This window comes from Nocardioides ginsengisegetis, assembly GCF_014138045.1.
Taxonomy (GTDB): domain Bacteria; phylum Actinomycetota; class Actinomycetes; order Propionibacteriales; family Nocardioidaceae; genus Nocardioides; species Nocardioides ginsengisegetis.
In genome coordinates this window covers 170,826-183,545 of sequence record NZ_JACGXA010000001.1, presented here as the reverse complement: position 1 = coordinate 183,545, position 12,720 = coordinate 170,826, and the positions used below count along the sequence as shown (strand labels likewise).

The window sequence follows — 12,720 nt, the reverse complement described above, 5'->3', positions numbered from 1 at the left end:
GCCACCACGGCCCCGGCAGAATCTCAGGCATGACGACCACTCCTGCCACACCTGTCACCGCTGACCGAACGGATTCCCGCACCGCCGTCGTGACGGGGGCCAGCAGCGGCATCGGCGCCGCCACCGCCCGGGCCCTCGCGGCCGAGGGTTTCCGGGTCGTGTGCGCCGCGCGGCGCCGCGACCGGATCGAGGAGCTGGCCGCCGAGATCGGCGGGGTCGCGGTCGCCTGCGACGTCACGGACCCCGCGTCGGTGGCAGCCCTCGCCGCGACCGTGGGCGAGGAGCTGAGCGTGCTGGTCAACAACGCCGGTGGGGCGTTCGGGTCCGGGACGGTGGAGACGGCCGACCCGGCGGACTGGCGGGCGATGTACGAGGTCAACGTCCTGGGCGTCCTGCACGTCACCCAGGCGCTGCTCCCCGCGCTGCGCGCGAGCGGCGACGGCCTGATCGTCAACGTCGGCTCGACGGCCGGCCGGATCGCCTACGAAGGCGGCGGCGGCTACACCGCGGCCAAGCACGGCACGCAGGTCGTCACCGAGACGCTGCGGCTCGAGCTGTGCGGCGAGCCGATCCGGGTCTCGGAGATCGCGCCCGGCATGGTCCGCACCGACGAGTTCTCCCTGGTCCGCTTCGACGGCGACCAGGCGAAGGCGGACGCGGTGTACGCCGGCGTACCCGACCCCCTCGTCGCCGAGGACGTCGCCGACGCGATCTCGTGGATCGCGACCCGGCCCAGCCACGTCAACATCGACGAGCTCGTGATCCGCCCGCGCGCCCAGGCCGCCCAGCACAAGGTCCACCGGGTGTCCTGACCCCGGACCGACCCCGTCGGTGGTGCAAGACTGGCCGGATGCAGACCATCGGACTTGTCGGCGGGATGAGCTGGGAGAGCAGCGCGGTCTACTACCGCGACCTCAACCTGGGCGTGCAGAAGCGGCTGGGCGGGCTCTCCTCGCCGCGGCTCGTGCTGAGCACCGTCGACTTCGCGGAGCTGACCGACCTCGAGGACGGCCAGCGCTGGCCGCAGATCGGCGAGCTGCTCGCCGACGCCGCGCGGGGGGTGGAGCGAGCCGGTGCGGACTTCCTGCTGCTGTGCACCACGACCTTCCACAAGGTCGCCGACCAGGTCGAGGCGGCCGTCGGCATCCCGCTCATCCACCTCGCCGACGTGGTCGCGGAGGCCTGCCAGGCGCAGGGCGTCACGAAGGTGGGCTTCATCGGCACCAAGGTCGCGATGGAGGACGGCTTCTTCATCGACCGGCTCGCCCAGCACGGCGTGACCGCGATCGTCCCGGCCCAGGAGCACCACGACTGGCTCAACGCGGCGATCTACGAGGAGCTCGTGCACGGCCACGTGCTCGACCGCACCCGCCGCCGGGTCGTCTCGATCGTCGAGGAGCTGTGGGACGCCGGCGCCGCCGGCGTGCTCCTCGGCTGCACCGAGCTCGAGCTCCTCATCAAGCAGGCCGACGTCGACCTGCCGGTCTTCCCCTGCACCACCCTCCACGTCGAGGCGGCGCTGGACCGGGCCCTGGCCTGAGCGACTCGCCCGGATAGTCCGTCACGAAATCGTTGTTCGGTGAGCCCCCGAACAACAGAAACGTGCCGGACTATCCCGAGAACACCAGCTCCACCAGCCGCCGCAGCTCCTCGGTCAGCAGCTGCTCCGGCACGGTCACCCGCGGCCCGGCCAGGTCGAAGGCGTAGATGAACAGGTCCGGGTGCGGGTCACCCCCACGCAGACGTCGTACGTCGATCGCCGCCAGCAGGGCGCGCGCCTCGGCGACCCGCGGGTCGTCGCCGTCCAGGTCGAGCGACGCCTCCGCGACCCGGCCGGCGAACCCGCCGGTCCGCCGGACCCGCACGAGCGACGACGGACCCGACGGGCCCGACGGCGTGAACGTCATGCGGACGGCGCCCGGTCCGGCGGGAAGCCGCCGGTCGCGATCGGTCCCCAGGACGTCGGCGTGATCCGGATCAGCGACTTGCCCTGCTGGCGCATGGCGGCGCGGTACTCCGCCCAGTCCGGGTGCTCGCCGGAGATGCACCGGAAGTACTCCACCAGCGCGTCCTCCGCCTCCTGCGACGGCATGTCCAGCACTTCGGCGGTCCCGTCGACCTGGACGTAGGGGTCGTTCCACTCGTCGGAGTGCACGAGCACCGACGCCGACGGGTCGCGGCGGAGGTTCACCGCCTTGGCGCGGTCGGGGTAGGTCGAGATGACGATGGCGCCCGACGCGGACACCCCGCCGGAGACCGGCGAGAGCTGCGGGCGGCCGCCGCGGCGCGTCGTGACGAGCGTCATCCGGTGGCGCGGGCGGACGAAGTCGAGCAACGCGGGCAGCTCGACACGGTCGGTGGTCGCGATCTGGGGCATGGTCCGACGGTAACCGGCGATGCGAGGGCCGGGCGCCCGGCGCCGTAGACTCGACGAGGCCTTCGGCCCGTCCGCACCCGCCACTGAAAGTGACGTCGTACCTCCCCATGACTGGAAACACTCTCCGCACCGACCTGCGCAACGTCGCCATCGTCGCGCACGTCGACCACGGCAAGACCACGCTCGTCGACGCCATGCTCCGCCAGGGCGGCGCGTTCACCGAGCACCAGGCCGAGGGTGTCGGGGACCGGGTCATGGACTCCGGTGACCTCGAGCGCGAGAAGGGCATCACCATCCTCGCGAAGAACACCGCGATCCACTACGCGGGTGCCGCGGCCGAGGGCAAGCCGATGACGATCAACATCATCGACACCCCGGGCCACGCCGACTTCGGTGGCGAGGTCGAGCGCGGCCTGTCCATGGTCGACGGCATCGTGCTCCTCGTCGACGCGTCCGAGGGCCCGCTCCCCCAGACCCGCTTCGTGCTGCGCAAGGCGCTCAACGCCGACATGCCGGTCATCCTGGTCGTGAACAAGACCGACCGCGGTGACGCCCGGATCGCCGAGGTCGTCGACGAGACCTACGAGCTCTTCATGGACCTGCTCGACGAGCACCACAGCCAGGACGCGCTCGACTTCCCCGTCGTCTACGCCTCCGGCCGCGCCGGTGTCGCCGGCCTCGAGGCGCCCGAGAACGGCGAGCTGCCGGACTCCCCCGACCTCGAGCCGCTGTTCAAGACGATCCTCGAGACGATCCCCGCTCCGACGTACGACGAGGGCGCGCCGCTCCAGGCCCACGTCACCAACCTCGACTCCTCGCCGTTCCTCGGCCGCCTCGCGCTGCTGCGCATCCACCAGGGCCACCTGAAGAAGGGCCAGACCGTCGCGTGGATCCGCCGCGACGGCACGTCCAAGAACGTCCGCATCACCGAGCTCCTCGTCACCGAGGGCCTCGAGCGCAAGCCCGGCGAGTCCGCCGGCCCCGGCGACATCGTGGCCATCGCGGGCATCCCGGACATCACCATCGGCGAGACCCTGGCCGACCCGGAGAACCCGAAGGCGCTGCCGCTCATCCACGTCGACGAGCCGGCCATCTCGATGACCATCGGCACCAACACCTCGCCGCTGGTCGGCCGGGTCAAGGGCTCCAAGGTCACCGCCCGCCTCGTCAAGGACCGCCTCGACTCCGAGCTCATCGGCAACGTGTCGCTGCGGATCCTCCCGACCGAGCGTCCCGACGCGTGGGAGGTGCAGGGCCGCGGCGAGCTGGCGCTGGCCATCCTGGTCGAGCAGATGCGCCGCGAGGGCTTCGAGCTGACCGTCGGCAAGCCGCAGGTCGTCACCAAGGAGGTCGACGGCAAGGTCCACGAGCCCGTCGAGCGCCTGACGATCGACGCGCCGGAGGAGTACCTCGGCGCCATCACCGAGCTGCTGGCCGTCCGCAAGGGCCGCATGGAGCAGATGACCAACCACGGCACCGGCTGGGTCCGCATGGAGTTCCTGGTCCCCGCCCGCGGTCTGATCGGCTTCCGCACGGAGTTCCTCACCGACACCCGCGGCACCGGCATCGCCCACCACATCTCCGAGGGCTACGAGCCGTGGGCCGGCGAGATCCGCAGCCGCAACAACGGCTCGCTCGTCGCCGACCGCAAGGGTGCCGCCACGGCGTACGCCATGACCTCGCTGCAGGAGCGCGGCGTCATGTTCGTCGAGCCGACCACCGAGGTCTACGAGGGCATGATCGTCGGCGAGAACTCCCGCGCCGACGACATGGACGTCAACATCACCAAGGAGAAGCAGCAGACCAACATCCGGTCCGCCACCTCCGACAACTTCGAGAAGCTCATCCCGCCGAAGAAGCTCTCGCTCGAGCAGTGCCTGGAGTTCTGCCGCGACGACGAGTGCGTCGAGGTCACCCCCGAGACGGTCCGGATCCGCAAGGTCATTCTCGACCAGAACGAGCGGGCGAAGATCGCGAGCCGGGCCCGCAAGTCCAAGTAGCGCGCGTCGCAACCACCCGTCCGAGTCACTCGGGCGGGTCGTTGTCGTTTCAGGGCTTGAAGAGGCGTACGACGTACCGGTGCCTGGCCGGCCCGCCGCCCCGGATGTCCCGCACGACCACCGTGTAGGTCCCGGTCGCGCGGACCCCGGCCACCTGGAAGACCAGCGTCGGCTGCCCGTAGCCGACCACCGGCGCGAACCGGGTGACCTTGAGCCGTGTCTTCGTCGTGCTGCCGCGCTTGACCACCACGGTCGCGTGCGAGAAGTCGGCGGTGGCGTCGCCCGACGACAGCGACCACCGGCCGCCCGGCTCCAGCGGGCCGGGGAACCAGCCGCGCGTCGGCCACGCGACCCAGGCAGGGTTGGTGTTGCGGTCGTCCGTCGGACCGAAGACGTAGAGCGAGTCGGCCTGGGTCGTCAGCCCGTTGCCCATCGTGTCGACGTACGGGTTGAGCACCCACCGCCGGTGCCCGGCCGCGCGGTTACCGGGGCCGGGGTCGTCCATGTAGAGCTGCACCGACTGGCCGGCGTGCATCTCCCCCGAGGTCAGGGCGATGTTGGAGTGGCCGGCGGCGTCGTGCCCGGTCTGGGTCCAGCACTTCCAGTCCGACGGCGGGTCGTGGCTGAGCGCGTCGTTGGCGTCCATGATCAGCGCCGCGGCCTGCGCCTCGCGGTTGAGCTTGCCGCTGAAGCCCACCGGGTCGAGCCCGGCCATCGCGCGCACGAAGTTCACCGACTCCAGGGTCGCCTGCTGGGCAGCGTCCGAGGGGTGCCCGGGCGTGCAGTCGTCGACGGACCCGGTCCAGCCGGACTCGACGTCGAGGTTGGGCGCCATCCGGGTGTTCCAGGCGTCCCGGACCGACGCCTTCGACGAGGTGTCGATCGCTCCCGAGGGAGTGGAGGCGACCGCCGGGCACGCACCCAGCAGCAGCCCTGCACCGAGAGCGAGGGCCAACGTGCGTCGGACCATGGCCAGTCCGCGCACCCCGAGAGGTGTGGCAGCCACGCGCCCCACCGTAGGACGGAACGGGCCGTACGTGAAGCCCCTAGCGGACCCGCTGCGCGTTGTCCCGCGCGACCGCCTCGATGGAGATGCCGGCGAACGCGACCGCCAGCAGCAGCACGAACGAGCGCGACAGCAGGTCGGGCACGAGCTGGCTGACGAACACCGACGCGACGTGGGTGAGCATCACGATCGGCACCCAGGTGGGCGTCGTACGCGCCCGGAGGAGGGCGATCGCGAAGAGCGTCTCGCCGAGGAAGAACGCCACGATCCACCCGTAGAGGAAGATCGCCAGCCCGGTCTCGTGGGCGATGTCCTCGATGCCCTGGTCGCGGATCGCGCCGGTGACGACCAGGGAGTGGAAGAACACCATCAGCATCGCGTAGCCCGCGGTGCCCAGGAACCCGACCGCCAGCACCACGGCCGAGACCATGCTCAGCTGGCGGCCGCGGCGCTCGAAGAGGGTCAGCGCAGCCGGCAGCCCCAGGGTCAGCGCGACCGAGGCGAGGAAGTAGATGGACGCGACCGCCATCCACCGGCCGCCGTCCTGCTGCACGATCGTCAGGGTGTCCGCCGTGCCGCGCGTGCTCGGCATGATCAGCGAGCCGAACGTCAGCGCCATCGCGCCTGTCAGGAGGGCGGCGGCCGACACCGGTACCCAGTCAGAGCGCATGGCACCACCGTAGGGGTACGGCGGTCCGCCCGTGGCATCTTGCCGCGTTGCTGGGGTGTGAGCCCGCCCCTAGTGGTCGTGCCCGGGACCCGGGTGGTCCGGCTCCAGCACAGCACACCGGTCCACAGCATCCAGCCCCAGAACAGCACCACGGCGACGCGGAGCATCTCGGCGATGCCCGTGACCGCCGGCGCCGAGAACATCAGCCCGACCAGGGCGTTGCCGACGCCGGCGAGGACGCCGAGGACGCACAGCACCCGCGGGAACAGCCCGGAGGACCACATGGCCGCCGCGGAGCACAGGACGGCGACGCCCAGCGGGCCGAAGATCGCGTTGTTCATGGTGAACGTCGCAGCATCGAGGGCACGCACGGTGTCGATGGACCCGCCGTGGTCGAGGTACCACGCGGCGCCGGGCACCACGGCGTACGTCGTGATCTCGATCGCCACGCTCACCCCCATGGCCAACACCGCGACGTCCATGAGGTGCCGCGGTCGGCCGGAGTCCGCCAACGCCGAGCGGATCCCGGTGACGATCAGGAGACGGCCGAGGAGGACGACGCTGAACCAGCCCGACGCCCATCCCAGCGCGGTGGTGTGGCCGGCGTAGCCCGACGTCACGTCGGCCGTGGAGGCCTCCGCCCCCAGCGGGACGTCGACGCTGGCAGCGAAGATCGCCACCCACTCGAGGAGGTAGAGGACCGACCCCGCGAGGACGAGGCGGTTGCCCACGAGGACCGGGCGCGCGGTGACGGGAGTCGCGGTCATGCGCCTATCGTGCGGATCCGAGTCCGGCAGTGGCCCGGTCCGTGCAGGAAATTCCTCTAGGTGGGGGCTGGGGCGCCCCGGGGGCGATAGTCCGGCACGCTTCCGTTGTTCGGGGGCCCTCCGGGCAACGGAAACGTGCCGGACTATCCCAGAGCTCACGCGAACTTCGGCTTCTCCTTCGCCACGAACGCCCGGACACCCTCGGCGAAGTCGGGGCCGGTGTAGACCTCGTGGAGGAGCGCCTCGTCGAAGTCCGGGTTGGCCTCGAGCAGGCGCGCGCGAGCCAGCAGCTGTCGCTTCGTGGCCCGCAGGGTCACCCCCGACGCGTGCCGCAGCCCGTCGACGACGGTCGCGACCTCGCCCGAGAGGTCGTCGGTGACCGCCATGAGCGCCCCGACGGCGTACGCCCGGTCGGCGTCGCAGAGCCGCGAGGTCAGCAGCATCTCGCGGGTGAGCGACTCCCCGAAGACGGCCGCGCAGCGGTAGACGATCGAGGAGGAGAGGGCGTTGCCGAGGGTGCGGGCGATGGGGTAGCCGAACCGCGAGTGCCGGGTCGCGATCCGCAGGTCGCAGTGGGTGGCGACCGCGAGACCGCCGCCGACGCACACCCCGTCGACCGCCGCGATCGTGACCTGCGGCAGCGCGAAGAGCGCCTCGAGCAGCTCGCGGATCCAGGTCTCGTACTCCACCGCGTCGGCCGAGAGGAAGTCGGTGATCTCGTTGCCCGCCGCGAACGCCCGCCCGCCGGCGCCGCGCAGCACCACGACCTTGACCGACGTGTCGTCGCGGAGCTCGGCGCACAGGTCGCGCATCCCGGCGTACATCGCCGTCGTGAAGGCGTTGTGCCGGTGCGGCCGGTCGAAGGTCACCTCGACGACGCCGTCGCCGCGCTCGACGCGCAGGTCGTCGGTCACGGCGTGACCAGCCAGCGGCCGAGCAGGGTGCCGTCCTCCTCGAGGAGCGTCGCCAGCTCGAGGTGTACGTCGATCTCCGGCCCGTCGGTGATCCGCGGGTGCGACCCGGCCACCATGCGCGGCACGAACGTCGCCGTGAGCTCGTCGGCGGCGCCCTGCGCGACCAGGTCGCGGAGCAGGTGCGGGCCGCCCTCGGAGAGCAGGTGGGTCAGGCCGCGCTCGGCGAGCCGGGCCTTGAGGGCCGAGAGGTCGACGCGGTGGCTGCCGAGCACGTGGACGTGGTCGTTGCCGAGGAGGGTGCGCGCCTCCTCGAGGTGGTCGGCGGCCGCGCCGGTGGCCATCTGGACGAGCCCGGGCGCGGCACCCCGCAGCTTCTCGGGCACCGCGGCGTGCCGGCTGACCACGACGGTCGGCTTGTCGGCCGGCCGGTAGCCCTCGATCCGCGCCGTCCCGGCACCGACCACGACGGCGTCGGCGAGCCGGCGCAGGGTGTCGAAGACGCGCTTGTCGGCGTCGTTGTTGATCGAGCCGCTCTTGCCGGAGTCGCCGGTGGCGGACCCGTCGACGGTGCTGACCATGTTGACGCGCAGCCACGGCGTCGAGGGTGGCGCGTAGACCTCCGCCAGCTGCTCGTCGGTCAGGTCCCCGGTGCCCGCGTGCGGGCCGATCAGCGCTCTCATCGTTGCTCCCCCTCGGTCTGCCAGCTCATCACCCAGTACTGCACGCCGAACGGGTCGTCGGCGTAGTGCACGGTCGGTGCGCCATGGTCGCTCAGCAGCGGGCCGAGCTCGCGCAGCCCGGCCACGTCGGCCCACAGCTCGGTCGCCAGCGTCTCGTCCAGCGCAGCGAGCGCGTCCGCGTCGTTGGCCAGCAGGGCACGCTCGATCGCCGCGTCGAACGCCGCCGCCCGCTCGTCGAGGTGACCCGGCGCCTTCTCGGTCCGGCAGGCCGACCCGTTGGCGACGACGAGGTAGTCCCGGCGCACGGTGTCAGATCGTTCAATTGCTGGGTTTGACACCTCGGGAGGCAAAGAACCGGTGCTTTTCCCAGCAATTGAACGATTTCGACCGCACGCCACCAGCAACGACTCCCCCACCCGCACCCCCTGCGGCGTGCCGACGATGCTGACCGGCGCAGCAGAGAAACCCGAGACGGCCTCCAGGCACGCGGCGCGCAACGGGGCGACGGGATCCACGAGTCCGGCGTACGACGGGAGCAAGGCCAGCACGCCCGGCACGAGCACGATCACTGCAACCCCCGGATCGCCCGCGCGGGCGGCCGCCGGCCCGCGATCGTCCACGCCATGTCGACCACCTGTCGGGTCTCGGCGACCTCGTGCACGCGGTAGATCCGCGCACCCGCAAGCGCGCAGATCGCGGTCGCCGACAGCGTGCCCAGCAGCCGCTCCCCCACGGGCAGGTCGAGCGTCTCGCCCACGAAGTCCTTGTTGGACAGCGAGACCAGCACCGGCCAGCCGGTGTCGACCATCTCGCCCAGCCGCCGCGTGACCTCCAGCGAGTGGAAGGTGTTCTTGCCGAAGTCGTGGGCCGGGTCGATCACGATCGACGACCGGGAGACACCAGCCGACAGCGCACGCGACGCATAGGCCACGGTGTCCGCGATCGCGGAGGCCACCACGTCGTCGTACTCGATCCGATAGGGCCGGGTCCGCGGCGTCACGCCGCCGGTGTGGGTGCAGATCAGCCCCGCGCCGTACGACGCCGCCACGTCGACCAGCTCCGGGTCGGCCCCGCCCCAAGCGTCGTTGAGCACGTCGGCCCCGGCCTCGCACGCGGCCGCGCCGACCGAGGCGCGCCAGGTGTCGACGGAGATCACCAGGTCCGGATACTCAGCACGCACCCGCGCGACGAAGTCCACGACCCGATCGCGCTCCTCGGCCTCGTCGATGAAGACGCCGGGCGCGGCCTTGATGCCGCCGATGTCCACGATCTCCGCACCCTGCGAGACGACCAGGGCGACCCGCTCGAACGCCTTGTCCTCCGCCCAGGTCGCGCCCTTGTCGTAGAACGAGTCGGGGGTGCGGTTGACGATCGCCATCATCAGCGTCGCGTCGTCGGCGAACGCGTGCCGGCCCAGCTGCAACGTCATGCGAGGGACCCGGCCAGGAAGCCCGCGGCCGGCGGACGCTCGCCCACCGCCACGACCCGGTCGACGGCCTCGATGGCCCCAGGAACATCGGCCGGGTGGTACTGCCGCAGCACGACGTCACGGTGGTCGAGGCTGTCCCGCGACCCACGGCGCAGCGCGGCCGCAGCCATGATCTGGGTCGCCATCGCGCCGAGGTCGCGCAGCGCCTGGTGGCGGTGGGCCCGCCGACCGAGGTCGACCTGCGCGATCGCGTCGATCCCCAGCGTCGCGGCGGTGTCGGCCAGCGCGGCCAGCTCCACGGCGTACCCGGTCGGCACGCGCAGCTTCTCGAAGAGCGACCGCCGCACCGCCCACTCCCCCGCCAGCGGCTGCACGAGCCCGCCGAGCTCGGGGAAGTCCAGCGCGATCAGCGGCCGGGCGACGAGCTCGGTGACCCGGCCGCCCTCATAGGCCGCCACGTCGGAGCCGGACACCAGCGGCCGCTCGTAGAAGCCCTTCACCAGCGCCACGTCCGGACGCGTCAGCAGCGGCCCGAGCAGCCCGGGCACGAAGTGGGTGTCCCAGTCGAGCAGGTCGGCGTCCATGAACACCACGACGTCGCCGGTCGTCACGAACAGCGACTTCCACATCGCCTCGCCCTTGCCGGGCACCGACCCGAGGTCCGGCCGGATCTCGGCGGAGCGGTGCACGACGGCCCCCGCATCGGACGCCACGGCGTAGGTGTCGTCGGTGGAGTCGGAGTCGATCACCACGATCTCGTCGAGCAGCTGCACGGTCTCCACCAGCGCCGAGCGGACCCGCGTCACGACGTCGCCGACGGTCGCGGCCTCGTTGCGCGCGGGCACCACGAGGCTCACCCTTGTCGACCCCTTGGCCGCGAGCAGCGACTCCAGCGTCCAGTCGTCCCAGTGGTGGGTGTTGCGGTCGAACCACGCCTGCCCACTCATGGCCGCGACACTATCCGGCGCTCAGAACCTGAAGAGAGGCTCCCTGCCCAGCTCGGCACGGGCCAGCGTGGTCAGGTGCACCTCGTCGGGTCCGTCGAAGAGCCGCATGGCGCGGTGCCAGCCCCACATGGCGGCGAGGGGTACGTCGTCGGTGACACCCATCCCGCCGTGCACCTGGATCGCGCGGTCGATGACGGCCAGCACCGCACGCGGCACGGCGACCTTCGCCTCCGCGACGAGGTGGCGCGCGGCCTTGTTGCCCTGGGAGTCGATGACGTGGGCGGCCTGGTGGCACAGCGCGCGGGCCTGGTCGAGCTCGATCCGCGACTCCGCGATCCGCTCCTTCACCGCGCCCTGCTCGGCCAGCGTCTTGCCGAAGGCCACCCGCTCCTGCACGCGCTTGACCATCAGCGCCAGCGCCCGCTCGCCGGCGCCGAGCGCCCGCATCACGTGGTGGATCCGGCCGGGGCCGAGCCGGGCCTGGGCGGCCGCGAAGCCGCCGCCCTCCTCGCCCAGCAGGTTGGTCACCGGCACCCGCACGTCGTTGAACTCCGTCACCGGGTGGCCGTGCTGGTCCCAGTGGCCGAAGACCGGCACGTTGCGGCCGACGGTCACGCCCGGCGTGTCCCGTGGGACGAGCACCATCGACTGCTGCCGGTGGGTGGCCGCGGACGGGTCGGTCTTGCCCATCAGGATGAACAGCTCGCACCGCGGGTCGGAGGCCCCGGAGGTGAACCACTTGCGGCCGTTGATGACGTACTCGTCGCCGTCGCGCACGATCGAGGTCTCGATGTTGGTCGCGTCGGAGGAGGCGACCGCCGGCTCGGTCATCGCGAAGCCGGACCGGATGTCACCGGCCAGCAGCGGCGTCAGCCACCGCTCCTTCTGCTCGGCGGTGCCGATGAGGTGGAGCAGCTCCATGTTGCCGGTGTCCGGCGCCTGGCAGTTCATCGCCTCGGGCGCGATCTCGTTGGACCAGCCGGACAGCTCCGCGAGCGGGGCGTACTCCAGCTGGGTCAGCCCCGACTCCGAGGGCAGGAAGAGGTTCCACAGGCCCCGGGCCTTCGCGGACGCCTTCAGCTCCTCGACGACCGGAGGGAGCGTGGTGTCGTGCTCGCCCTTCTCGACCCGATAGGCGGCGTACGACGCCTCCGCGGGGAAGACCTCGTCGCGCATGAACTCGACGAGCCGGGCGTGCAGGTCGAGGGCCCGCTCCGAGGGCTCCGGCATCGCGACGTACATCAGACGTCCGTGACCCGCAGTCCGGAGTGCGCCTTGTAGCGACGGTTGATCGAGATCAGGTTGGCGGTGAACGCCTCGACCTGGTGGGCGTTGCGGAGCCGACCGCCGTAGATGCCGCGGACGCCCGGGATCGTGGTGCAGAGGTCCTGGACCAGGTCGGTCACCTCGCGCACGTCGCCGAGCACCAGCACGTCGGTGTCGACCGACTCGACCGCCGGGTCCTCGAGCAGCACCGCGGAGACGTTGTGGAAGGCGCCCACGACGGTGGAGTCGGGCAGCAGCGCCTCGGCCTGCTGGGCGGCGGAGCCCTCCTCGACGTGCAGCGCGTAGGCGCCCTGCTTGTCGAAGCCGAGCGGGTTGACGCAGTCGACGACGACCTTGCCGGCGAGCTCGGAGGCCAGCGACTTGAGCAGGTCGCCGTGGCCGTCCCACGGCACCGCCACGACGACGATGTCGCCGGCGGTCGCGGCGCCCGCGTTGTCGGCACCGGTGACGGTGCCGCCGACGTCGGAGGCCAGCGCATCGGCGGCCTCGGCGGCGCGCTCGGCGGACCGCGAGCCGATCACGACGGGGAGGCCGGCGGCGGCGAACCGGCGGGCGAGGCCGCGGCCCTGCGGGCCGGTGCCACCGAGCACGGCAACGGTGGTGCCGGCGAGCGAGTCAGGAAGCGTCATGCCGACACTGTCGC

General features: G+C 71.8%; 15 protein-coding genes. 3 read left to right on the top strand and 12 right to left on the bottom strand.

What is annotated here, in order from left to right:
* Positions 1-29: 29 nt before the first annotated feature.
* Together FB382_RS00880 and FB382_RS00875 are read left to right on the top strand one after the other, a co-directional pair.
* Complete coding sequence (locus FB382_RS00880) at positions 30-812, top strand: SDR family oxidoreductase (RefSeq protein WP_182535984.1); 783 nt, start codon at positions 30-32, stop codon at positions 810-812.
* A gap of 38 nt (positions 813-850) precedes the next feature.
* On the top strand, positions 851-1,540 hold the full coding sequence (locus FB382_RS00875; RefSeq protein WP_182535982.1) for an aspartate/glutamate racemase family protein: 690 nt from the start codon (positions 851-853) through the stop codon (positions 1,538-1,540).
* Between the two features lie 70 nt (positions 1,541-1,610).
* On the opposite strand, the gene FB382_RS00870 is transcribed toward FB382_RS00875, so the two are convergent.
* Positions 1,611-1,907, bottom strand: a complete 297-nt coding sequence (locus FB382_RS00870) for a protealysin inhibitor emfourin (protein WP_182535980.1) — start codon at positions 1,905-1,907, stop codon at positions 1,611-1,613.
* Positions 1,904-2,377, bottom strand: coding sequence for a PPOX class F420-dependent oxidoreductase (locus tag FB382_RS00865; RefSeq protein ID WP_182535978.1), 474 nt, complete (start codon positions 2,375-2,377; stop codon positions 1,904-1,906). Before FB382_RS00865 ends, FB382_RS00870 begins: the two co-directional genes overlap by 4 nt.
* A gap of 107 nt (positions 2,378-2,484) precedes the next feature.
* Here FB382_RS00865 and typA point away from each other — a divergent pair, with 107 nt between their 5' ends.
* Positions 2,485-4,377: a translational GTPase TypA gene (gene typA, locus FB382_RS00860; protein WP_125037506.1), complete on the top strand. Its 1,893-nt coding sequence runs from the start codon at positions 2,485-2,487 to the stop codon at positions 4,375-4,377.
* A 49-nt stretch (positions 4,378-4,426) separates the two neighbouring features.
* Here the strand turns inward: typA and FB382_RS00855 are convergent, their stop codons facing one another.
* The 10 genes from FB382_RS00855 to npdG form a co-directional block, all read right to left on the bottom strand.
* Positions 4,427-5,383, bottom strand: coding sequence for a CAP domain-containing protein (locus tag FB382_RS00855; RefSeq protein ID WP_182535976.1), 957 nt, complete (start codon positions 5,381-5,383; stop codon positions 4,427-4,429).
* A 40-nt stretch (positions 5,384-5,423) separates the two neighbouring features.
* Positions 5,424-6,053 (bottom strand): hypothetical protein, encoded by a 630-nt coding sequence (locus FB382_RS00850; RefSeq protein WP_182535974.1) that lies wholly within the window; start codon positions 6,051-6,053, stop codon positions 5,424-5,426.
* The gene (locus FB382_RS00845; protein ID WP_182535972.1) at positions 6,011-6,820 is read right to left on the bottom strand and encodes a hypothetical protein; all 810 of its coding nucleotides are present in this window, start codon (positions 6,818-6,820) and stop codon (positions 6,011-6,013) included. The genes FB382_RS00850 and FB382_RS00845 overlap by 43 nt, the downstream gene beginning before the upstream one ends.
* Positions 6,821-6,975: 155 nt before the next feature.
* A complete protein-coding gene (locus tag FB382_RS00840; protein WP_182535970.1) occupies positions 6,976-7,734 on the bottom strand; it encodes an enoyl-CoA hydratase-related protein in 759 nt (252 codons plus the stop codon).
* On the bottom strand, positions 7,731-8,414 hold the full coding sequence (locus FB382_RS00835) for a dihydrofolate reductase family protein (protein ID WP_182535968.1): 684 nt from the start codon (positions 8,412-8,414) through the stop codon (positions 7,731-7,733). Before FB382_RS00835 ends, FB382_RS00840 begins: the two co-directional genes overlap by 4 nt.
* On the bottom strand, positions 8,411-8,719 hold the full coding sequence (locus FB382_RS21945; RefSeq protein ID WP_246377071.1) for a class III extradiol ring-cleavage dioxygenase family protein: 309 nt from the start codon (positions 8,717-8,719) through the stop codon (positions 8,411-8,413). Before FB382_RS21945 ends, FB382_RS00835 begins: the two co-directional genes overlap by 4 nt.
* A 260-nt stretch (positions 8,720-8,979) precedes the next feature.
* Positions 8,980-9,843 (bottom strand): dihydropteroate synthase, encoded by an 864-nt coding sequence (gene folP / locus FB382_RS00825; RefSeq protein ID WP_182535963.1) that lies wholly within the window; start codon positions 9,841-9,843, stop codon positions 8,980-8,982.
* Positions 9,840-10,790, bottom strand: coding sequence for a glucosyl-3-phosphoglycerate synthase (locus FB382_RS00820; RefSeq protein WP_182535961.1), 951 nt, complete (start codon positions 10,788-10,790; stop codon positions 9,840-9,842). Before FB382_RS00820 ends, folP begins: the two co-directional genes overlap by 4 nt.
* Before the next feature lie 21 nt (positions 10,791-10,811).
* Positions 10,812-12,032 carry an acyl-CoA dehydrogenase family protein gene (locus FB382_RS00815; RefSeq protein WP_182535959.1) on the bottom strand — a complete coding sequence of 407 codons (1,221 nt, stop codon included), beginning with the start codon at positions 12,030-12,032 and terminating at the stop codon, positions 10,812-10,814.
* Positions 12,032-12,706, bottom strand: coding sequence for an NADPH-dependent F420 reductase (npdG, locus tag FB382_RS00810; RefSeq protein ID WP_182535957.1), 675 nt, complete (start codon positions 12,704-12,706; stop codon positions 12,032-12,034). The genes FB382_RS00815 and npdG overlap by 1 nt, the downstream gene beginning before the upstream one ends.
* Between the last annotated feature and the right edge of the window lie 14 nt (positions 12,707-12,720).